Raw genomic sequence first — 21749 nt, forward strand, 5'->3', positions numbered from 1 at the left:
AAATGAAAAGCATAATCGTACCCATCGATTTTTCAAAACAATCCGAACGAGCCTTAAAAGTGGCGGCCTCCCTCGCAAAGAAAAATGATGCAGAGTTACTCGTCCTGCACATGTTGGAACTGTCGCCAGCCCTAATGAGTGAATCTGGCTATATTTCACAGGAACAGGTCGTCCATTTGATCAAAATAGGGGAAAAAAGGTTCGCAGATTTCTTGGATAAACCCTATTTAACGGGTGTTAAAATTATTCCGGTAATCAAACATTACAAAGTTTTCAGTGAAGTGAATGAAGTAGCTGAAAAACATAATGTAGACCTAGTTGTAATGGGGTCTCATGGTACGGACGGGTTAGAGGAAATCTTTATTGGCTCCAATACCGAAAGGGTGGTGAGAACCTCAAACGTACCCGTACTTGTAATCAAAGGAGATGCGAAGGAATTTACTCCCGAGCGATTCGTTTTTGCTTGTGATTTTGCCAAAGAGAGCATTCCCGCCGTGCAAAAAGCCGCGGACATGGCCAAATTGCTAAAATCGGAATTACTCTTGGTTTATGTGAACACCCCAGGGGATGAATTCCTAAGCACAGACGATGCATACGCCAAAATCACCAAATTTCTAAAAGATGCCAATTTGGGAATTCAGGTAGAAATCCATAATGACTATACGGTTGAAAAAGGCGTTCTTAATTACAGTGAGAAAGTTGCTGCGGACCTTATTGGAATACCCACCCACGGAAGAAGAGGACTTTCCCATTTCTTTATGGGCAGTATTGGCGAGGACATTGCCAACCATTCCAAAGTACCCGTAATGACTTTTAAAATTTAATTGGGTTGCATTTTTTTTGATTGGTTTAATGCAAGCCAAAAAGGGGAGGTCGGTAAAATCGGTCTCCCCTTTTTTCATGATGTCCCAAAATCACCCATTAAACCGTTCATGGGCCGCTTTTTCAAGAACTTCCCTATGGTCTGGATGCGCAATTGAAATCAAGGCCCGAGCCCTTTGTTGAAGATTTTTCCCGTAGAGGTCTACCACCCCGTGCTCCGTGGCGACATAATGCACGTGGGCCCGGGTAGTGGTTACTCCCGCCCCTTGCTTCAAATAGGGAACAATCTTGGAAACACCTTTGTTGGTGGCCGAAGACATGGCAAAGATAGGCTTCCCTCCTTCAGAAAGTGATGCCCCCCGAATAAAGTCCATTTGTCCGCCAACTCCAGAGAACTGCCTGCTTCCAATGGTATCCGCACACACCTGTCCGGTGATATCAATCTCAATGGCACTGTTGATGGCCGTTACTTTGGGGTTCTTTCTAATGACGGCAGTGTCGTTGGTATACGCCGCTTCTTTAAAGTGGCACAGCGGATTGTCATCAATAAAGTCGTACAGTTTTCTTGATCCCACAGCAAAGCAACTTACCACCTTTCCCTGTTTCACCTTTTTATCCTCTCCTGTTACAACACCTTGTTCTATTAAAGGCAGCACCCCATCCGAAAACATTTCAGTATGGATTCCCAATCGTTTGTGATTTCCCAATTTGGACAATACGGCATTGGGGATATTGCCTATGCCCATTTGTAGGGTAGCCCCATCTTCAATCAAAGAAGCCACATGGCCTCCTATTTGAAGTTCCAGTTGGGATATTTCCGTTTGTCCATGTTCATGTATGGGTTGGTTCACTTCAATGGCATGATCTATTTGATTGATGTGGATAATACCATCTCCATGGGTTCTTGGCACTCTTGGGTTGATCTGCGCCACTACCTTTTTTGCCATTTCTATGGCGGGAAGAGTTACATCCACCGATACCCCCAATGAACAATATCCGTGTTTATCAGGTGGTGAAACCTGAATGAACGCCACATCTAAATCAATAATCTTTCTGCGGAACAATAAATGGATCTCACTAAGGAAAATAGGGACATAGTCCCCTTTGAAGCCATTTACAAATTGGCGAACGTTTCCACCTACGAACAAACTGTTCAACCGAAAGCTTTCATTACAGGGTGCCTGGGTATACCGAGCCTCGCCTTCGGTATGGATGGACACAATTTCTACATCCGATAGCTCTATATGCCGATCGCAAAGCGCATCAATAAGCACATTGGGAGTCATGGCCGCACCTTGAAAAAAAACCCTGTTTCCAGATTGCACAATTTGTACTGCTTCTTCAGCTGATGTTATCTTCATGTCACAGATTTATATGGTGGGCACAACAATCCGCTGCACCCCATCGAATTCTTATGTTTTAAATATTCAACGGATTTAAGGTTGATGGCACTCTATGGTGGCCGAAGCCAAGTTGGTGGGCACAGGTTTGGGTGAAAGATAGGGAATACCCAATCCAAGCCCTCGGATGATAAAAAGAAGACCAATGAGCACTACAAAAACGGGAATCAGTTTTTGCACACGAAATTTGAACGAGTTCCCCATCCATGTTTTTGAAAAGACCACTAGACTCATCAAAGGCACTGTCCCCAATCCAAACAAAATCATGTAAAGTCCTCCCTGAACTGGGCCAGCCAAGGCAATGGCACCCAATACGGCCATATATACCAATCCGCATGGCAGAAATCCATTCAGAAACCCAATGGTCAAAAAAGCATCCGGCGTCTTTTTCTTGAGCTCAGCCCCAAGTTTCGATTTCACCCTGCCCAAAATTGTATAAATCGGTCTTAAAAACTTATGCCCATTGAGATACTTCCCAGGAATCAGAACCAGTAAAATCATGATGGCGCCTATGGCAATGGACAATTTTTGCTGCATCCCAAAAAGGGACAAGCCTTTACCCAAAAAGCCAAAAAGCATTCCTATTATTCCATAAGCCATGAGTCTCCCTGCATGGTAAAGGGAAAGCTGACCTATTTTTTTTACGTTGTTCTGCTGATCCACCGGTAACATAAAGGCAATGGGACCGCACATGCCCAAACAGTGCAGACTACCAAACAACCCAAGAACCAATGCTGATGACAACATAACTTAATACACGAGTTTCTGTTTATGAAAAAAAGTATTCCCCTCGTACTGCCAATCTACGGTAATGTCCCAGCGACCGCCCACCAAGCTATTGTCAGGTATGAGCAAATGTGTTTTGGACAAACTTATGGGAAAGTCAGTATCCAAGCGCTTGTTGGACGGTCTGTATAGGGACACTCTTCCTGATATTTTTTGAGGGTCGAACTGTTCCGGAAAAAAGATGGTCACCCCTTCCGAAGATTTCTCAATTCGAAGTACGGCATCCATATCACGGGCCGTATTGGAAGCATCCAAGTTTTGTTGATAGGTCAGTTCTTTTTTATAGTAATCTTCCGTAACCAAATCATGGTTGGCCCTATCATCTGTACTCATTCGAAATACAAAATATAGAATAAAGGTTATAAACCCTATAAAAGCCAACACTATTCCCGTTCCCCAATTGATCTTCATTGCTTTTCTTTTTGTTGGGTCCGGCAAACATCCAGACCTTCGTTCAACTCCTAATTATAACTTCTTGGGCCCAAAAACTGAGTCGTTGTGGTTTCAATCACTTCGTCACCGCTATAGACCGCAATCTTCAATTTATCCTTGTCGCCCGTTAACTCCGAAGCATTGATCTCTACAAACAATGTTCCTTCGGTGAGTTCTTCTGCCGGCACCTTGAAGGTATCTTGGGACACCATTTTTATGGTTCCCCTGTGCGACATTAGTTTAAAGGATACATTTTCTATATCCTTCGTGGTCTTGTTCACCAATTTGTAGGTATACACATTACTGATGATGTTGTTCTCCTTACGTTCGTACAACTGCCCAGGCAAACGTAGGATGTTTGCCTCAACCTCATTGCGTAAGAACAACATACCGATCAATATACCGATCAGCACGGCAAGAACGGCCGTATACCCTTTCATTCTCGCTGTGAACTTAAACTTGTTCTTATTGAGTATCTCATCTTCACTAGCGTATCTGATCAAACCTTTAGGTTTGTTGATACTATCCATGATGTGATCGCACTCATCAATACAGGCGGTGCAGTTGACACATTCCAACTGGGTACCATTTCGGATGTCTATTCCTGTGGGGCATACATTCACACATTGAAAACAATCAATACAGTCGCCATGGCCCAATGCATCCCTATCTTCATTTTTTCTGAACTTTTTACGTCCATTCTCTCCTTCACCCCGCTTGTGGTCATAGGCTACCACTATGGATTTATTATCCAACAACACCCCTTGAAGCCGTCCGTATGGGCATGCAATAATGCAAACTTGTTCCCGGAACCAGGCAAAAATAAAGTAGAACACTGCGGTGAAAATCAACAAGGGCACCATGGTTCCCAAATGGGCCGTTGGGCCTTCGGTGATATACTGAATCAGCCTATCACTACCAATCAAATAGGCCAAAAAGACATTGGCAATCAAAAAAGAGATGATAAAGAAGATGGTCCACTTTAATACCCGTTTTCTAATTTTCTTGCCATTCCATGGCGATTTATCCAATCGCATCTGGGCTCCACGGTCTCCATCAATCCAGTATTCAATCCTCCGAAAGACCATTTCCAAAAAGATAGTCTGGGGGCACATCCATCCGCAAAAAATACGGCCATAGGCCACGGTGAACAATGCAATAAAGACCACTCCAATGATCATGGAGACCACCACAAGATGAAAGTCTTGGGGCCAAAACGGGAGTCCAAAAATATTGAAACGCCGTTCCACTACATTGAACATTAAAAACTGGTGTCCGTTTATCTTTATAAAGGGAGCTGCCACCAAAAAGGCCAGTAATGCATAACTAACGTACTTGCGATAGTCATAAAAACGCCCACTTGGTTTTTTTGGAAAAACCCACGCCCGTTTACCTTCTTCAGTAATCGTTCCTATGGAATCCCTAAAATTCTCCTCCATTGCCCTCTTTTTTGTTTGGTGAAAACCTATTGTTTTCTAGATCCTGTTCTTACTCCATTACCACATCGGTAGAATCTGAAACCTGCTCTGCTGGTTGGGTATCCGGTGTAGCCTGTGCAGGTTCGGGTGCATTTGGATCTACCCAAATATCTCCTTCGGGTGCTTTTGGATTGGCAGGTGTGGTTCCTCCCAAGCTTATCACATAACTAGATACTTGGGCAATCTCGGCGGGCTTAAAGCTTTGTTTCCATGCCACCATCCCTTTACCATCACGTCCTCCTTCGGAAATGGTATTGAACACATTTTTGATTCCCCCACCCAAAATCCAATATTCATCAGTTAGGTTGGGTCCAATTCCACCACCACCATCTGCCATGTGGCAAACTACACAGCTAGTGGTAAAAATCTTCTCTCCTGCACTTAGGTCTGCGGCATCGGTCAACAATTCAACAGTACTGGCATCCACCAAATCCTTTGCGGTTTTTTTGTACTCTTCAATCTCTATTTTGGCTGCAGCCACTTCTTGTTCGTATTCTTCGGCTTGGGTATACTCCCCAATAACATGAAAGCGTACCAAATACACCACTCCAAAAACAATGGTAGCATAGAAAAGGTAGACCCACCACGGCGGCAAGACATTGTCCAATTCTCGGATGCCATCATAATTATGATCCATGATGATTTCTTCTTCACGCTCTATGGATTTGGTCCTTGTAAGGCGCTTCATGAGGTTATTGACCCATGTCCACTCCATTTTTTTGTTCTTGGTGGCCAAGTACCTTTCCTTACCTTCTTCGGAAAGGGTCTGGAACATGATGTTTTCAATGGAACTTAGGATAAGTTCTATGGCAATGAGAATCATCAACACCAATAGCATAAAAACCTGCGTTATGGGATATTCGATGATGGCAGGTTTGTCGCCAGAGTCTACAAAGTATTCCATTAATCCGAAGATTAAGAAGAATAGTACGGGTACGCGTATCCACCAGGGTGTTTTTGTGCTCATAGTATTATAGTTTGTTTTGTTGATCATTATGGTCCAATGGCAGTTCCCCCATCTCTTTTATGTGTTCCTTGGAGGCAGTAAATACCCACCAAAAAAGAAGAACAAAAAACAGGAAGAAGATCAAGAGGGAAACCATAGGGTAGTTGGCCACCCCTTCTATAGTTTCCATATGGTTCTTTACAAATTTCAACATGGTTATGTTAGATTTTAGAGACAAGAATCAAGATGTAAGACTTTAAAGTCATTTTAATTTTGGTCTTGCTTCTTTACTCTTGATTCATGATTTCTTTTTACTCTTTATTTTCTGATAACAGTTATTCCGTTTCTTTAATCTTGATATCCGTACCCAAACGTTGTAGGTAGGCTATTAGCGACACAATCTCACGGTCTCTCATCTCTACGAAGTCATCTCCATTTTCCTGAGCGTATTTTTTATCGGCTTCATAGGTCTTTACAAACTCTGGATCGGCATATAAGTTCTTTTCTATTTGCTCTGCTTGTTCTGCCATGGATTGTTGTGCGTTGGCGATATCTTCTTCGGTATAGGGCACGCCCAATTTTACCATCGCCTCCATCTTGGCTTCAACACCACTACGGTCATGCTCATTTTTAACCAACCATTGATAGGCTGGCATGATGGAACCTGCGGAAGTACTCTGCGGATCCAACATATGGTTCAAATGCCAATTGTCTGAATATTTACCTCCAACGCGAAGCAAATCGGGTCCTGTACGTTTACTACCCCATAGGAAAGGGTGATCGTACACAAACTCACCTGCCTTTGCATATTCTCCATAGCGCTCCACCTCGCTCCTGAATGGTCTTACCATCTGGGAATGGCAGCCCACACATCCTTCACGAATGTAAAGGTCACGCCCCTCAAGCTCCAATGGGGTGTATGGTTTTACACTGGTAATGGTGGGGATGTTTGATTTTACCAAAATGGTCGGTACAATCTGTACGATACCCCCGATCAAAATGGCAATGGTGGCCAAAATGGTCAATTGAACGGGTTTTCTTTCCAACCAATTGTGGAAGGTTTCCCCGGCCACACGTTTTTTGGACACTCGTTCCAAGGCAGGGGCCTCGGCCAACTCATCCTCAACACGGCTACCGGACTTAATGGTTACCACAACATTGTATATCATCACGAACATTCCCAAAATAAAGAGGCTACCTCCTATGGCCCTCATCCAATACATTGGGATAATCTGGGTTACGGTCTCCAAGAAGTTTCCGTATACCAATGTCCCATCCGGATTAAATTCTTTCCACATCAAAGCTTGCGTAAATCCGGCCACATACATGGGCAGCGCATAGAGTACAATCCCCAACGTGCCTATCCAAAAGTGAAAGTTGGCCAATCCTTTGGAATACAGTGTGGTCTTGAACATTTTAGGAACCAACCAATAGATCATACCAAAGGTCAGGAACCCGTTCCATGCCAATGCTCCAACGTGTACGTGTGCAATGATCCAATCACTGAAGTGGGCAATCGCGTTCACATTTTTTAGGGAAAGCATGGGACCTTCAAATGTTGCCATACCATATCCAGTAATGGCCACAACCATAAATTTTAAAGTGGCATCGGTTCGTACTTTGTCCCAAACACCCCGCAATGTCAACAGGCCATTGATCATACCTCCCCAAGAAGGCGCAATCAACATTACAGAAAATACTACACCGAGGTTTTGGGCCCAGTCGGGCAAAGACGAGTACAATAAGTGGTGAGGCCCAGCCCAGATATAAATGAATATCAACGACCAAAAGTGCACTATGGACAATCGATAAGAATAGATGGGTCTATTGGCCGCTTTGGGTACAAAGTAGTACATCAATCCCAAGAAGGGCGTAGTCAAGAAAAAGGCCACCGCATTGTGTCCGTACCACCACTGCACCAAAGCATCCTGTACCCCAGCATAAACGGAGTAACTCTTCAATGCAGATACAGGTAGTTCCAAACTATTGAAAATATGTAACACCGCAACCGTAACGAAAGTGGCCAAGTAGAACCAGATGGCCACATACAGGTGCCGTTGTCTACGTTTTAGGATCGTGCCTATCAGGTTCCATCCAAAGACCACCCAAACCACGGCAATGGCCAAGTCAATGGGCCATTCCAATTCGGCATATTCCTTTGATGTGGTATATCCCAATGGAAGTGTAATGGCGGCCGCAACAATGATTAGCTGCCAGCCCCAGAAATTTATATTGCTGAGCGCATCACTGAACATCCGTGCTTTTAGCAATCGTTGGGTGGAATAATAAACCCCTGCAAAAATGGCGTTCCCCACAAAGGCGAAAATTACGGCATTGGTATGCAAGGGGCGTAAACGCCCAAAACTTAGCCAAGAAACACCATCCGTGAGATTGGGGAATAAAAACATAAAGGCCAATAAAAGCCCGACCAGCATACCCACCACACCCCAAAGCATGGTGGCGTACAAGAATTTTTGAACGATTTTGTTATCGTAGCGAAACTGTTGAATTTCCATATTTATTGGTTTGTACTTTCTGTTTGTTTGATTTTTTCTTTATTGTGAGCGTGTTTGTCCGAATCCTTGCGAAGCTCATCTTCAAAGAGCATTCTTACCGAAGGGGTGTATACATCATCATACTGCCCTTTTTTTACCGAAAACACAAAAGCGGCAAAAAAGCAAAGGGCCACAGAGATGCTTATGGCCAACAAAACATAAATAACACTCATACCTTACTGAATTTAGATGTAAAACTACTATGGTGATCTTCCTCAAAAAATGACATATATCAGCTTTCCTATTATTTTAATTTCTTTCCCAACAAATTTGTGCATACCGTGGTAAAAGCCACAATGCTTACGGAACTCAACGGCATCAAAATGGCAGCTATCACGGGCTGTAATTGACCTGTTACAGCAAAGTAGAGTCCCACGACATTGTAGCACAACGAGAGCATGAAACTCAATTTAATGACCTGCATGGATTTCTTGGACAATTGCAAAAAAGCAGGCAACTTGGTGAAGTTGGATGCATCCAAAATACCATCACAGGCGGGAGAAAACACGTTGACATTCTCCGACACGGCCACTCCTACATTGCTCTGGGCCAATGCCCCGGCATCATTCAACCCATCCCCGACCATGAGCACATTGTGGGATTCTTGTGCTTTTTCTATATACTCCAATTTATCTTCTGGCTTTTGGTTGAACAGCATATGGGCTTGGGGTGGAAGTATCTTTTCCAGTTGTTTTTGCTCTCCATCATTGTCTCCGGACAATATTCCCACTTTATATTGAGTGCCCAATTCATCAAAAAGTTCCTTTACACCTTCCCGATAGGTGTTCTTGAACACAAAACGACCTTTTACATCTTCATCTGAACTAACATAGACAGCAGTATGGGTTAATTCCGAGGATGCTTCTTTCCCAACATAGGTGGCCGAACCCACTTTCATGGAGTGTTGGTTTACTTTCCCCTCGATACCCTTGCCGGTATGTTCCTGGAATTCATCCAAGGTCATTATCGCGTTGGATTTAAGAATGTCGTACAACGAACGGCTCAAAGGGTGATTGGATGCTCTAAGTGTGGTCTTAAGAAGAGCGGTCTCATCGTCTGTCAATTCCACACCTTCATACAGGATAGTCTCTTGTTGATTGGTGGTCAAAGTACCGGTCTTATCAAAAATGGCCATGTCTATTTGGGCCAAACGCTCAATGGCATTCGTGTTCTTGAGGTAAAATTTATGTCTTCCAAATATGCGAAGCATATTCCCCAATGTAAATGGGGCCGCCAAGGCGATGGCACAAGGACAGGCAATAATCAATACTGCTGTGAAGACGTTGAGCGCCATACTGGAATCATGGAACAACCAAAAAGCTGTTGCCAGAAAAGCAATGGTAAGCACAGCCACGGTAAAACGTTTGCCAATGCTATCGGTGAGTGTTTGGAATTGACTGGCCTTATCTTTGGAAAAAACCGTATTCCCCCACAATTGGGTAAGGTAGCTTTGTGAAACGGATTTTAGGACTTCAACTTCCAAAACCCCCGATTGCTGTTTTCCCCCAGCAAAAAGTTTTTCTCCAGACTCCTTAAAAACTGCTTGGGATTCTCCCGTCACAAAACTATAGTCAACCTCGGCAGTTCCCTTGATCAAGATACAGTCCACTGGTATGATTTCCTGACTGCGAACCAAAATCCGATCACCTTTCTGTATTTTATGTATTTGGATGTTCTCTTCATTTCCATTGGAATCCAATCGGGTGACCGCAATGGGAAAATAGGATTTGTAATCGCGCTCAAAGGAAAGATACGCATAGGTTTTTTGCTGAAAAAACTTTCCAAGCAATAGGAAGAAAACAAGCCCGGTAAGACTATCAAAGAATCCTGAACCCAAATCCAAGGCTACATCCACGGTACTTCGCAGAAAAAGCACGAGAACCCCCAAGGCAATGGGCACATCTATATTTAAAAGCCTGGAACGCAATCCCTTGTAAGCCGAAACAAAGTAGTCTTGCGCAGCATAAAAAACCACAGGCAGGGAGAAGGCGAACATTAACCAACGGAACACGCCTTTGTATTGATCCAACCAAAACTCCTCCACCTCAAAATATTCGGGAAAGGAAAGCAGCATTACATTGCCAAAGGCAAATCCGGCAACGCCCAATTTGTATATGAGCGACCTGTCTACCACATTCTTCTTCCCTTCCAAGGTTTCCAAGGATATATTGGGTTCGTACCCAATGCTTCCCAATAGCAACACCAAGGTCTTTAAAGAAAATTCTTCCGTTTTATAGGTAACCCTAATGGTTTTCTTGGGAAAGTCAACTTGGGAGACTGTAATCGCCGAATGTAGACGGTTCAAGTTTTCCAACACCCATATACAGGAGCTACAGTGAATTGAAGGAATCATTAAACCCACCACCTGCACTCCCTCTTCATTGAACTCCACCAACTGTTCTACAATTTCCTGATTGTCCAGAAAATCGTATTTACCACGCAGTTCATTGGGTGTGGTCCCTGCTTTTGCTTCTATCTCATAGAATGCTGTAAGGCCATTTGATGAGAATATTTCGTACACGGTCTTGCAACCATTGCAACAAAATTCCTTTTCATCAAACTGCACCCCGTTCTTCCCACATTCATCCCCACAATGATAACAGGTTGTGTTTGCCATTTACATTTGCTTTACCTAGTGCAAATTTGTAATACTCTTCCTCTTAAAAATATGATATTTATCAGTTATTGGTTTAATTATAAGCCGTAAATTTGATAAGTCAGGTAAATCAGTCAACGGTATGGAAAGTAGATGTGAAAATTGTATTGTAAGACAATTCAATTCCTTGCGTGCCATGAGCAAGGAGGAGTTAAAACAAGTTTCAGATTCCAAAACCACCAAAGTTCTAAAAAAGGGAGAATCCATCTTTGGGGAAGGTGATAAACTCAATGGGGTTTATTGTGTTCGTAGCGGGGTTTCCAAACTCTCCAAACTTAGTGCCAACGGCAAAGATCAGATTGTAAAATTAGCCTCGAAAGGTGAGGTCATTGGACAACGTTCCGTGATTGCCGAGGAGAGCACCAATCTTAGTGCCATTGCCGTAAGCGATATGGAGGTTTGCTTTATTCCCAAAGAGAGTATTACCCATACTCTTCAGAAAAACCCAGACTTTACCTTGGAAGTGCTTCGCCACATGGCCCATGATTTAAAAGAGGCCGATGATGTAATCGTCAACATTTCCCAAAAAACCGTAAAGCAACGCATTGCCGAGGCCTTTTTGTATCTGAAAAAGAATTTTGGCGAGGACAAAGATGGCTTTTTGGCCTTGACCCTTTCCCGGGAAGATATTTCAAATGTGGTTGGCACCGCTACGGAATCGGCCATCCGGATTATTTCCGAATTCAAGAAAAAAGGTCTTATCCACACCTCGGGAAAAAAAATCGGCATCAAAGACGAAAAAAAACTATTGGAGATGGTCGAAGGTTTTTAGCATCTCCTAAAACCTGATATTTATCATAGTATCCCCTGGGTTGCACGCTTAATTTTACCTTATATAAAAGCTGCCCAGATGCAAAGGATTCTAATACCTACGGATTTTTCGGAAAATGCATGGAATGCCATAACATACGCCATGCAGCTGTTCTGCAATAAGCAGTGCACTTTTTATTTGTTGAATACGTACACCCCCATAATTCCAAGTAGTAGGTTTATGGCCAAAATGGTGGATGGGGAGCGTATCGTTGATGCGGTTCGTGATTCTTCCGAATTGGGGCTGCAAAAAACTGTGGAACGCATCCAAAAACAGTTTAACAATCCCTATCATCAATTTGAAACCATCAGCTCCTTTAACTTACTCTCTGAAGAGGTAAAAGAGATTGTGGACACATTCAATATCGATTTGGTGATTACAGGAACCAAGGGAGCCTCCGGTATTGAAGAAGTTTTCATGGGAAGCAATACCGTACGAATTATAAAGAGTATAAAAAAATGCCCCATTTTGGCAATACCGCGCCATTTTAATTTTGTGTCACCAACCGAAATTGCATTTGCTACCGATTTTAACCGATTCTACACCACTTCGGAACTTGCCCCTTTATTGGAAATGGCCAGAATGTTCCAAGCCACTATTCGAATCGTTCATGTACAATACACCATCAAGGCCTTATCGGAACTCCAGCAGTTCAATTTGAACATGCTACGCAGATATTTAAAGGATGTTGAGCACTACATTCATACTGTATCCGAACTTCATTCTGTTTCAAAAACTTTGGAAATATTCTCTAAGGAGCTCGATATTCATTTATTGGCAATGCTCAACTATCAGCATAGCCAAATGGAGAAAATGACCAGAGAGCCCATAGTTAAGAAAACCGCCTTTCACACACAGATTCCGCTATTGGTCATTCCCGAAATAGGCATGGAGGGAACAACTATCAAAGCCAAAACATGGGAACATTCCTTTCCATCATCATAAATTGATTCGGGGTCGCTATCTTTATGCCATTGTACACCAAAGCAATTGAATGGATAAGCACCAACTTATTGAATGCCATGAACGGATAAAACCCTATATCCACAACACCCCCGTGCTTACCTCCCACCTTATTGACCAGATGGTAGGTGCCTCCGTTTTTTTTAAGTGCGAGAACTTCCAAAAAATGGGCGCCTTTAAAATGCGTGGGGCTGCCAATGCCATTATGCAACTACCCAAAGCATTGCAGCAAAGGGGGGTGGTTACACATTCTTCGGGAAACTTTGCCCAAGCACTTTCTTTGGCCGCACAAGGTCTAGGTGTGAAAGCTTTTATTGTGATGCCCAAAAATGCACCACAGGTAAAAAAAAATGCCGTGAAGGGCTATGGCGGTATCGTTGTTGAATGCGACCCAACCCTAGAGGCAAGGGAAAGACAAGCAAAAATGATAGAAGACGAACATGGTGCAACTTTCATACATCCTTCCAACGATGACAATGTGATTTTGGGACAGGGAACTGCCTGCAAAGAGCTATTGGAAGTCTATCCCAACCTTGATTATGTTGTTGCTCCCGTAGGCGGTGGCGGATTGATTGCCGGAACCGCCCTGGCCGCACATTATTTTGGAAATTCCTGTCAAGTAATAGGTGGAGAGCCCCTAGAAGTGGACGATGCTTACCGATCCTTGCAAAGTGGCACAATTGAAACCAATAGCACCACAAACACCATTGCGGATGGGCTAAAAACCCACTTAGGTGACCGTAACTTTCCCATTATTCAAAACTATGTGAGCCAAATTATCCGGGTCACAGAGGATGAGATCATTGAGGCCATGCGGATGATTTGGGAACGGTTGAAAATTGTCTGTGAACCCTCAAGCGCTGTCGCTTTGGCTGCAATTTTTTCTAAAAAGCTTCAGTTTAAAGGCAAAAAAATAGGGGTTATTGTTTCAGGTGGAAATGTGGATGTAAATAATTTACCCTTTTAAGCAAAAGCCGCTAATCTTTTATTTTATAAAAGACACTAAAAACGTGCTGCCTATATCTTTTTCGCTTTTTATCTCAATTTTTCCATCCATGGCCTCCACTTGGGTCTTCACCAAATACAATCCCAGTCCCTTCCCTTCTGTTGCCCCACTTAACCTTCCGTACATATCAAAAATTTTCCTTTCGCGCTCTGGGGTCAAATCCATACCAATACCGTTATCTGAAACATTTAAAATTATCGCATCCTCTGTTTCCTCAGTAAAGATGTCAATAATTGGAGCAACTCCATCTTTGCTATAATGGATAGCATTTAGAACAAGATTGTACACAATATTCACCAAATAGCCTTTGAGCCCAAATATGGTGTCCGCTTTCGAAAAATCTGTTCTAATATCGGCTTTGGACTTGCTTATATCCTCAGCCAACAAAGCATCCACATCTTTCATGACATGGCTCATACTGATTTTCTTAAACTGCTCTTTGCTTGCATTTTTAAGCGAAAGTGAAAGGCTAAGGTCTTTAATGGTCTGATCTAGGGCTTCGGTGGTTTGCTCTATTTTTCTGAGCAAATCATCGTTCATTTCATCCTTACCAAATTCATAAATCTTGGACAGCATCAACAGGTTGGATATAGGCCCTCTTAAATTATGGGATATGATTCTGATGAAGTTTTGAAGTTCGTTATTTTGTTGAACAATCTGTTGATTGGCCAATATTTCCTTGGTCACATCCAGAGTAATGCCCGCAATTCTTATGGGCTCATTATCGGTATTGTAAAATGCCCGTCCTTTATGGTGTAGGTATCTTACTCCCCCATCTCTTACAATAATCCTATTGGTAATGTCATGGGGCAATTTTTCTTCCATGCAACGCTTTACATCCTCTATGAATGCCTCGCGATCTTCACGATGAATAAGCTCCACCAAAGCTTCTGAATTGGCCTTGAACTCGCCTGGGACTTGGTCATAAATTTTGAACACCTGATCGGACCAAGTGATTTCGTTCTTCAAAACATCATAACTCCAATGCCCCATGTTGCCAATTTGCTGGGCTTCCTTATATTTTCTTTCGACCTCCTTTAATCTGATTACATTTTCGACTTCCTTTGAAATGCTCTTTTGCCAAACACAACATCCGACCACAGCTCCAGAGGCATCCATATAGGGTTGGAAGAAAAATTCAAGAACTTCCGTACCATCGTTGTCCCCTACAGACTGCCTTGATGTGGTAGCATATCTATCCAATGCCCGGTCACAGCCTTGCTCACAAGTTTTAAAAAAAATACTTTTCCTGTAATAGGGTCTTAAATCGATTCCTATATGGGGGTCTTTGTGAAACTCCTTTTTAAACCTCTCACTGAACGGGGCGTTGAAAGCAGTTAGCAGAAAACTTTTATCCATGGCCCATACAGCATCATTCTTTGCTTTAAGGGCTTCCTTGTCATTGTTTATTCTTACCTGCTTTTCTTTCAATGCTACGGGTTTTCACAAAGGGGAACTATGTGATTCTTCTAAAGCATTTACTTGGCTTTGTATGAGCCCTGCAAATAGTCTTCCAAATGTTCAATGCGTAATGGCTTTGTAATAAATTCCTTTACATATGCTTTGTATTTCTCCGCTTCCTCGCGATCGGCCTCTGATTCGGAAGAAGTGACCAATAGTACTTCATTGGTTTCCGGAAAACTTTCGAGAGCCATAAATTCCAAGAATTCAAAGCCACTCATTTCGGGCATATTAATGTCAAGCAGTATAAGTGTTTTCGTATTGGGATTATCCCTAAAACGAAGATCATCCAGAGCCAATTCGGGATTTGTAAAACTTTTGATCCTATCTTCCAATCCTAGTTTTCTAAAATGGATTGCATTCACGGTGTTCACCAGGTCTTCATCATCGACCAAATAGATTTCCTTGTACATGATTTTGGTAGTAATATGAGTTTTGTTTGGTTTTTTGGTAATTTATGTTAAATATCGTAAAAAAACGATAGCTCACGACTATGAGAACATTTTTTGAAGGGAATTATTGTCGCTTCAATGTAAGAAAATTGAGGACGGTCAATTGACAAAAGTCAATTATTTATAGGACATACACGCCATTTATCTCACTCGAAAACACATAACCAACTACTAATCAATAATTAAAGTTTGAACAGACACGTTCCCACATGAAAAACAAAAATAGATTTCAAAGGGTCAGTCGTTTAACGGTAGTGTAAGAATTTTTTCTTGGCTTTTAGTCTATCCAAGGTTCCGATTTGACTTCTTTCTATTCATTTGTCAAATTATTTCCATTCCATCCTCTGCAGTCTAATCGCATTTAGGATGGCCAATAAGGCCACACCCACATCAGCAAAGACAGCTTCCCACATGGTAGCAAGTCCACCGGCACCCAAAATAAGGACCAACGCCTTTATGCCAAATGCCAATGTAATGTTCTGCCAAACAATCTTGCGTGTGGAGCGCCCAATTTTTATGGCTCTGGCTATTTTACTGGGTTGATCGGTTTGGATGACCACATCGGCAGTTTCAATGGCCACATCACTGCCCAAGCCTCCCATGGCCATACCCACATCACTAGCAGCAAGCACGGGAGCATCGTTAATTCCATCTCCCACAAAGGCCACCTTGGTATCTGGGTCTTTCTTGAGCTTCTCAACCTCTTTGAGCTTGTCTTCGGGAAGCAACCCTCCCTTGGCCCAATCCAACCGAAGTTCCTTCGCCAATTTTTGAGTGATCGAATCCTTATCCCCAGAAAGCATACCAATTTTTGAGACAGCCGCCTTCCGTAACTGTTGAATGGCTTCACGGGCATCTTGCTTGAGCTCATCGGCAATTATAACGTATCCGGCAAAACGACCTTCAATGGCCACCAAGACCATGGACTCTACTATTTCTTCCAGTTCTTGGGGTATTTCAACATGGTTTGAAACCATCAAAGCTTTGTTCCCAACCCATACGGATTTTCCATTCACAAGTCCTTTTAAACCCTTTCCTGCAATTTCGGCAACCTCGGTGGCAGTATATGCTTCACCTTTAAGCTTATATTCCATGATAGCTTTAGCAATGGGGTGGGTGGATTGCCCCTCAATGGCCATGAGGTATTTCATAAAATCATTTTCCTGCATTGGAGCATAGATCACCACCTCTTTTATTTTGAACACGCCTTTGGTCACGGTTCCGGTTTTATCCATCACCACGGTATTTACTTTTGTCACCGCATCCAAGAAAGAAGCTCCTTTAAAGAGAATACCGTTCCGCGAAGCGGCACCCAATCCACCAAAATATCCCAAAGGGATGGATATGACCAATGCACAGGGACAGGATACCACAAGAAATATCAAAGCCCTGTACAACCAATCCCCAAACACATATTCGTCCACAAAAAAGTAGGGCAGAAACGTAAGTCCAATGGCCAGAAAAACTACAATAGGGGTATAAATCCGGGCAAACTTTCTAATGAAAAGTTCTGTTTTTGATTTTCGTGCCGTGGCATGTTGCACCATCTCCAAAATCCGTGCTATGGAGCTATCCTTGAACACTTTGGTTGCCTGAACTTCTATCACGCCATCCAAATTAATGCTTCCGGCATACACCTCTTCATCCTTTTGAAGCGTTTGGGGTTTGCTTTCACCGGTTATGGCCGCGGTATTCAAAGATGCCTTGGAAGATAATAATACGCCATCCAAAGGTACTTTTTCCCCAACACGCACTTGAATGCGTTCTCCAATCTGCACCATTTCCGGGTTTACCGCAACAAAATTCCCATTCCGAAACACCAAGGCTTCATTGGGACGCACATCCAACAAGGCCTTTATATTTCCTTTGGCGCGTTTTACCGCCACTTCTTGAAACAATTCCCCTACAGCATAGAACACCATGACTGCAACACCCTCTGGATATTCCCCAATGGCAAATGCCCCCAGTGTGGCTATGGACATCAGGAAAAACTCCGTAAAGAAGTTTCCTCTTTTAATGCTGTTCCAACCCTGCCTTACCACCGGAAATCCTACGGGCAAATAGGCAATTACATACCAAACTACCCTTGTCCATCCTTTAAAAAAAGGAACACTGTCAAAATAATCCGCGGTTATGCCCAATAGGAGCATTACAAAACTGAAGAGTGCGGGCAGATAGGTCCTAAAATCGGAGGTCTCTCCTGAACAACAGTGATCGTGATTGTGATCGTGGTCTAAACTTCGCAGCTGAATTTTTTTCTTTTGTGCCATATGGGCCGCAAGTTCCCAAAAACATTCATGCAACGGAAGTGCATTTATTTTCCGCTACATTTATCGCACAGCCCTTTCAGCACCACATTGGCGTCTTCGGCCACAAAGCCTTCTGGAAGATTGATGTGTGGTATTTTATGTTCCGTCAAACAAACGGTCTCATTGCAACGGACACAGTGAAAGTGGAGATGTAGGTCTTGCTCTAATTCACAATTGCAGCCAGGTTCGCAAAGTGCGTATTTTTTGGTACCCGTGCCATCATCAATTTGATGTACTACACCCTTCTCTTCAAAAACCTTCAAGGTGCGATATAGAGTAGTACGGTCCGCCTTGTCAAAGGCATTTTCCACATGCGTCAACGAAACGGCAGCATCTTGACCCATAAAGTATTGATAGACCAACATCCGCATTGCTGTGGGCCGGACTAGTTTGCCCTCTAGTATGTTTTCTATTCTTTCCATGGCAGACACCCAAAATTAACCATTTTCACAGCAAAGCTATAGGGAGTGTCACAAAATGCAGAAATAAAAAGACATTGGGGATTGGGATGAAAAAACGTACGAGCAAAAAAGTTGCCTCCCAACCCAGATGGTCTTCAACAATCTACTTTCTTCCAAACTTTTGGAAGTTGATAGGGGAATGATGGGCTTACAAAGCAAAAAACAGCACAGTTCCCGTCACCCAAATCAAGCAAGGCATTATACACAAAGGACGGTTCAGAGTGCTTACCGCATCAACAACTGTACTTTATGTTACAGATTCGGTTTTGCAAAATTCTCAACAACCTTTCCCCCAAACTTTGCAATCAATTGGTTCCCCATATCATCAAATACATCAACCAACTCAGACGCATTCATTTTAATCATTTCTAGGCTTTCATGATTATAATGCATATGCCATTGCAACAAGGTCTTGTTTCCCTTGTCTTCAAGAGTAGTCAATGAAAAGTAATCTGTAAATCCAAACTCATCTGGTCCATGGGACATGGACGCCCAACCTTGGTTAACTTCTTGCCAAACGATGGCTTCTGTATGAACCAAACCCTCTTCACCCTCAGTTTTGGGCTTGAAATAACAAGTGTACGAACTGTATCTTCCATTTTCCGATTCCGTTTCAACCTTTTCCAGTCCAGCACTGTACTTGGGCATATTACCCGGATCACCCACCAATGCATATACTTCTGAAACAGGTCGATTCAATTCTAAAGTTAAACGGTTACGAACAGGGCTTTCCACAAAATTACTTGCTCTTGGGTACATTGGAATTGCTTGCTGTTCTTCCAATTTTTCAGTTTGTCCATTTATTTTCACTTTGTTTTGGTTACCACAGCTAATAAAAAACAGTAGCGCAGGTATAATCAATAATGGTTTCATTTTAGATTTTAGATTTGTTTGAAACAAAAGTAAAATGAAGGAGTGACAGCCCTATGTCAGCTAGGATCAGAGGATTTTTAAACAAAAAAGCCTCCCTTTTTGGGAGGCCTTTATTTCGGTGCGGGTGAAGGGAGTCGAACCCCCACGCCTTGCGGCACTAGATCCTAAGTCTAGCGTGTCTACCAATTCCACCACACCCGCGAAATTGGAGTGCAAATATAGCCCAATTTTCCGATTTGCAAATGGACTACATGCAAAAACTTGTTTTTTGTACTTTTAGGGCACTTTTTAAATGAAATATGGAACAAATAAACACCTACATCAATACCCACAAAGACCGATTCATCAATGAGCTCAACGACCTGCTACGACTTCCTTCCATTAGTGCCGACCCAGCTTATGCAGAGGACGTTTTGGCCACGGCAAAGGCTGTCGAGGAATCGCTCTTGGCCGCGGGTTGCGAAAACACCGAAATCTGCGAAACCAAAGGCTATCCTGTTGTTTATGGTGAAAAAATTATAGACCCAAACCTACCAACGGTATTGGTGTATGGACACTACGATGTACAACCTCCGGACCCCATGGACCTTTGGGAGTCCCCGCCATTTGAGCCTGTGATCAAACCTACCAAACTGCACCCGGATGGTGCCATTTTTGCCCGAGGGGCCTGTGACGACAAGGGACAGTTTTTTATGCACGTGAAAGCTGTGGAGTTTATGATCAAAAACAACCAATTGCCCTGCAATGTCAAGTTTATGATTGAGGGTGAGGAAGAAGTAGGCAGTGATAGTTTGGGCGATTTCCTAAAGGAAAATCGCGAAAAATTAAAGAACGACATTATTCTTATTTCCGACACGGGAATGATTGCCAATGATGTTCCTTCCATAACCACAGGACTTCGGGGACTCAGTTATGTGGAAGTGGAAGTGACCGGGGCCAACCGAGACCTGCATTCCGGGATTTACGGGGGCGCGGCACCCAACCCCATTAATGTGTTGGCCAAAATGATCGCTACCTTGCATGATGAGAACAACCACATCACCATTCCCGGTTTCTATGATAAGGTTGAAGTTATTTCCGATGAGGAGCGTGCCGAGATGGCCAAAGCCCCTTTTGATCTTGAGGAATATAAAAAAGCCTTGGATATTGGTGATGTGCACGGCGAAAAAGGCTATACCACCACAGAACGTTTCGGCATTCGCCCTACCTTGGATGTCAATGGTATTTGGGGTGGTTATACGGGTGAGGGAGCCAAAACCGTGATTGCCAGTAAAGCCTACGCCAAGATTTCCATGCGCTTGGTGCCTGACCAGGATTGGCATGAAATCACAGACCTCTTCACCCAATATTTTGAATCCATTGCCCCAAAGAGTGTCAAGGTAAAAGTTAAACCACACCACGGCGGACAGGCCTATGTGACTCCGATAGATAGTATAGGGTACCAAGCCGCGGCCAAGGCTATGGAAACCACTTTTGGAAAAACCCCTGTACCCCAACGTACCGGTGGAAGCATCCCCATTGTGGCTCTTTTTGAAAAAGTATTGGAAAGCAAGACCATTTTGCTGGGGTTTGGGTTGGACAGTGATGCCATACACTCCCCCAACGAACATTTTGGTGTTTGGAATTTTCTAAAGGGCATCGAGACCATCCCTTACTTTTATAAGTACTTTACGGAAATGAACGCTTAGAGCTTCTTTACGTATTTGGTGATGATCACTATGTGCTGACCATCCACTTTACCTTCAATATATTCGGCATTATCGCGATCTAGGGAAATCCGTCTAACGGCGGTTCCCTGTTTGGCGACCATGCTAGAGCCTTTTACTTTCAGGTCCTTGACCAGCACTACGCTGTCCCCGTTTTCCAGAATAACCCCGTTCACATCCCTGTGGATGACCTTTTCCCCTTCTTCCTTACCTTCACCAGTAGCCTTGGCCCATTCCAGAACTTCATCTTCCAGATACATTATATCCAAAAGGTCTTGGGGCCATCCTTCGGACTTTAATCGGTTCAGCATACGCCATACCACCACCTTTACGGCATCATGCTCACTCCACATGCTGTCGTTCAAACAGCGCCAATGGTTGGCATCTGTGGCTTCTGGGTTTTCTATTTGGTTTTTGCACGTGGCACTTATCAAAATACTGCCATCCAATCCTCCTGTAGATACGGGCGGAACCTCATAAATAACCAAGTCGTCGGCAGCGCCACTTAGTTCGCACACACCTCCACTTCTTTGTTGCAAATCCTCAAAAAGACCCATTTCATTTTTTTTAAGATGCGCAAACTTAGGTTTTTAAAATGACCCCAACCAGAGGTTTACGCTCAATTTCCCGGC

The 21749-nt window shown here is 43.2% G+C and carries 20 protein-coding genes and 1 tRNA gene; 5 read left to right on the forward strand and 16 right to left on the reverse strand.

Annotation, left to right across the window (positions count from 1 at the left end):
- Positions 1-2: 2 nt before the first annotated feature.
- Complete coding sequence (locus tag ACP14V_RS14055) at positions 3-824, forward strand: universal stress protein (RefSeq protein ID WP_272608634.1); 822 nt, start codon at positions 3-5, stop codon at positions 822-824.
- 90 nt (positions 825-914) lie between these two features.
- On the opposite strand, the gene ACP14V_RS14060 is transcribed toward ACP14V_RS14055, so the two are convergent.
- The 9 genes from ACP14V_RS14060 to ACP14V_RS14100 all read right to left on the reverse strand — a co-directional run bounded on the left by ACP14V_RS14060 (position 915) and on the right by ACP14V_RS14100 (position 11036).
- Entirely contained in the window at positions 915-2183 is a 1269-nt protein-coding gene (locus tag ACP14V_RS14060; protein WP_136566643.1) for an acetyl-CoA hydrolase/transferase family protein, read from the reverse strand.
- 75 nt (positions 2184-2258) lie between these two features.
- Positions 2259-2969, reverse strand: a complete 711-nt coding sequence (locus tag ACP14V_RS14065; protein ID WP_272608635.1) for a sulfite exporter TauE/SafE family protein — start codon at positions 2967-2969, stop codon at positions 2259-2261.
- Positions 2970-2972: 3 nt separating this feature from the next.
- Positions 2973-3419: a FixH family protein gene (locus ACP14V_RS14070; protein ID WP_136566641.1), complete on the reverse strand. Its 447-nt coding sequence runs from the start codon at positions 3417-3419 to the stop codon at positions 2973-2975.
- 50 nt (positions 3420-3469) lie between these two features.
- Complete coding sequence (gene ccoG, locus ACP14V_RS14075; protein ID WP_272608636.1) at positions 3470-4879, reverse strand: cytochrome c oxidase accessory protein CcoG; 1410 nt, start codon at positions 4877-4879, stop codon at positions 3470-3472.
- Between the two features lie 49 nt (positions 4880-4928).
- Positions 4929-5885: a cbb3-type cytochrome c oxidase N-terminal domain-containing protein gene (locus tag ACP14V_RS14080; RefSeq protein ID WP_272608637.1), complete on the reverse strand. Its 957-nt coding sequence runs from the start codon at positions 5883-5885 to the stop codon at positions 4929-4931.
- Positions 5886-5889: 4 nt separating this feature from the next.
- Entirely contained in the window at positions 5890-6078 is a 189-nt protein-coding gene (locus ACP14V_RS14085) for a CcoQ/FixQ family Cbb3-type cytochrome c oxidase assembly chaperone (RefSeq protein WP_136566636.1), read from the reverse strand.
- Between the two features lie 121 nt (positions 6079-6199).
- Positions 6200-8380: a cytochrome-c oxidase, cbb3-type subunit I gene (ccoN, locus tag ACP14V_RS14090; RefSeq protein WP_272608638.1), complete on the reverse strand. Its 2181-nt coding sequence runs from the start codon at positions 8378-8380 to the stop codon at positions 6200-6202.
- A 2-nt stretch (positions 8381-8382) separates the two neighbouring features.
- Positions 8383-8592, reverse strand: coding sequence for a cbb3-type cytochrome oxidase assembly protein CcoS (ccoS, locus tag ACP14V_RS14095; protein ID WP_272608639.1), 210 nt, complete (start codon positions 8590-8592; stop codon positions 8383-8385).
- Between the two features lie 71 nt (positions 8593-8663).
- Entirely contained in the window at positions 8664-11036 is a 2373-nt protein-coding gene (locus ACP14V_RS14100) for a heavy metal translocating P-type ATPase (RefSeq protein WP_272608640.1), read from the reverse strand.
- Between the two features lie 121 nt (positions 11037-11157).
- Here ACP14V_RS14100 and ACP14V_RS14105 point away from each other — a divergent pair, with 121 nt between their 5' ends.
- The 3 genes from ACP14V_RS14105 to ACP14V_RS14115 all read left to right on the forward strand — a co-directional run bounded on the left by ACP14V_RS14105 (position 11158) and on the right by ACP14V_RS14115 (position 13816).
- A complete protein-coding gene (locus ACP14V_RS14105) occupies positions 11158-11847 on the forward strand; it encodes a Crp/Fnr family transcriptional regulator (RefSeq protein WP_136566632.1) in 690 nt (229 codons plus the stop codon).
- Between the two features lie 78 nt (positions 11848-11925).
- A complete protein-coding gene (locus ACP14V_RS14110; protein WP_272608641.1) occupies positions 11926-12831 on the forward strand; it encodes a universal stress protein in 906 nt (301 codons plus the stop codon).
- Positions 12832-12880: 49 nt separating this feature from the next.
- Positions 12881-13816, forward strand: coding sequence for a pyridoxal-phosphate dependent enzyme (locus ACP14V_RS14115; protein WP_272608642.1), 936 nt, complete (start codon positions 12881-12883; stop codon positions 13814-13816).
- An 18-nt stretch (positions 13817-13834) separates the two neighbouring features.
- Here the strand turns inward: ACP14V_RS14115 and ACP14V_RS14120 are convergent, their stop codons facing one another.
- The 6 genes from ACP14V_RS14120 to ACP14V_RS14145 all read right to left on the reverse strand — a co-directional run bounded on the left by ACP14V_RS14120 (position 13835) and on the right by ACP14V_RS14145 (position 19612).
- Complete coding sequence (locus ACP14V_RS14120; protein WP_272608643.1) at positions 13835-15286, reverse strand: sensor histidine kinase; 1452 nt, start codon at positions 15284-15286, stop codon at positions 13835-13837.
- A 47-nt stretch (positions 15287-15333) separates the two neighbouring features.
- Positions 15334-15729, reverse strand: coding sequence for a response regulator (locus ACP14V_RS14125; protein WP_136566626.1), 396 nt, complete (start codon positions 15727-15729; stop codon positions 15334-15336).
- A gap of 365 nt (positions 15730-16094) precedes the next feature.
- Entirely contained in the window at positions 16095-18038 is a 1944-nt protein-coding gene (locus ACP14V_RS14130; protein ID WP_272608644.1) for a heavy metal translocating P-type ATPase, read from the reverse strand.
- A 44-nt stretch (positions 18039-18082) separates the two neighbouring features.
- Positions 18083-18499 carry a Fur family transcriptional regulator gene (locus ACP14V_RS14135; RefSeq protein WP_272608645.1) on the reverse strand — a complete coding sequence of 139 codons (417 nt, stop codon included), beginning with the start codon at positions 18497-18499 and terminating at the stop codon, positions 18083-18085.
- Positions 18500-18790: 291 nt separating this feature from the next.
- Entirely contained in the window at positions 18791-19411 is a 621-nt protein-coding gene (locus tag ACP14V_RS14140) for an SRPBCC family protein (RefSeq protein WP_272608646.1), read from the reverse strand.
- A 119-nt stretch (positions 19412-19530) separates the two neighbouring features.
- A tRNA-Leu gene (locus ACP14V_RS14145) sits at positions 19531-19612 on the reverse strand.
- A gap of 98 nt (positions 19613-19710) precedes the next feature.
- Here ACP14V_RS14145 and ACP14V_RS14150 point away from each other — a divergent pair.
- On the forward strand, positions 19711-21099 hold the full coding sequence (locus ACP14V_RS14150; RefSeq protein ID WP_272608647.1) for a dipeptidase: 1389 nt from the start codon (positions 19711-19713) through the stop codon (positions 21097-21099).
- On the opposite strand, the gene ACP14V_RS14155 is transcribed toward ACP14V_RS14150, so the two are convergent.
- A complete protein-coding gene (locus tag ACP14V_RS14155; protein ID WP_272608648.1) occupies positions 21096-21674 on the reverse strand; it encodes a PhnA domain-containing protein in 579 nt (192 codons plus the stop codon). The two genes, ACP14V_RS14150 and ACP14V_RS14155, sit on opposite strands and share 4 nt — an antisense overlap.
- Positions 21675-21749 lie beyond the last annotated feature (75 nt).

Source organism: Flagellimonas alvinocaridis (genome assembly GCF_965248585.1).
GTDB lineage: Bacteria > Bacteroidota > Bacteroidia > Flavobacteriales > Flavobacteriaceae > Flagellimonas > Flagellimonas alvinocaridis.

Bases quoted from the DNA above. Each gene is read 5' to 3' on its own strand.
- ccoG (WP_272608636.1), bottom strand. From the start codon at position 4,879: ATGGAGGAGAATTTTAGGGATTCCATAGGAACGATTACTGAAGAAGGT.
- ACP14V_RS14105 (WP_136566632.1), top strand. From the start codon at position 11,158: ATGGAAAGTAGATGTGAAAATTGTATTGTAAGACAATTCAATTCCTTG.
- ACP14V_RS14080 (WP_272608637.1), bottom strand. From the start codon at position 5,885: ATGAGCACAAAAACACCCTGGTGGATACGCGTACCCGTACTATTCTTC.
- ACP14V_RS14100 (WP_272608640.1), bottom strand. From the start codon at position 11,036: ATGGCAAACACAACCTGTTATCATTGTGGGGATGAATGTGGGAAGAAC.
- ACP14V_RS14110 (WP_272608641.1), top strand. From the start codon at position 11,926: ATGCAAAGGATTCTAATACCTACGGATTTTTCGGAAAATGCATGGAAT.
- ACP14V_RS14125 (WP_136566626.1), bottom strand. From the start codon at position 15,729: ATGTACAAGGAAATCTATTTGGTCGATGATGAAGACCTGGTGAACACC.
- ACP14V_RS14065 (WP_272608635.1), bottom strand. From the start codon at position 2,969: ATGTTGTCATCAGCATTGGTTCTTGGGTTGTTTGGTAGTCTGCACTGT.
- ccoS (WP_272608639.1), bottom strand. From the start codon at position 8,592: ATGAGTGTTATTTATGTTTTGTTGGCCATAAGCATCTCTGTGGCCCTT.
- ACP14V_RS14060 (WP_136566643.1), bottom strand. From the start codon at position 2,183: ATGAAGATAACATCAGCTGAAGAAGCAGTACAAATTGTGCAATCTGGA.
- ACP14V_RS14055 (WP_272608634.1), top strand. From the start codon at position 3: ATGAAAAGCATAATCGTACCCATCGATTTTTCAAAACAATCCGAACGA.
- ccoN (WP_272608638.1), bottom strand. From the start codon at position 8,380: ATGGAAATTCAACAGTTTCGCTACGATAACAAAATCGTTCAAAAATTC.
- ACP14V_RS14150 (WP_272608647.1), top strand. From the start codon at position 19,711: ATGGAACAAATAAACACCTACATCAATACCCACAAAGACCGATTCATC.
- ACP14V_RS14070 (WP_136566641.1), bottom strand. From the start codon at position 3,419: ATGAAGATCAATTGGGGAACGGGAATAGTGTTGGCTTTTATAGGGTTT.
- ACP14V_RS14115 (WP_272608642.1), top strand. From the start codon at position 12,881: ATGGATAAGCACCAACTTATTGAATGCCATGAACGGATAAAACCCTAT.
- ACP14V_RS14130 (WP_272608644.1), bottom strand. From the start codon at position 18,038: ATGGCACAAAAGAAAAAAATTCAGCTGCGAAGTTTAGACCACGATCAC.
- ACP14V_RS14140 (WP_272608646.1), bottom strand. From the start codon at position 19,411: ATGAAACCATTATTGATTATACCTGCGCTACTGTTTTTTATTAGCTGT.
- ACP14V_RS14085 (WP_136566636.1), bottom strand. From the start codon at position 6,078: ATGTTGAAATTTGTAAAGAACCATATGGAAACTATAGAAGGGGTGGCC.
- ACP14V_RS14155 (WP_272608648.1), bottom strand. From the start codon at position 21,674: ATGGGTCTTTTTGAGGATTTGCAACAAAGAAGTGGAGGTGTGTGCGAA.
- ACP14V_RS14135 (WP_272608645.1), bottom strand. From the start codon at position 18,499: ATGGAAAGAATAGAAAACATACTAGAGGGCAAACTAGTCCGGCCCACA.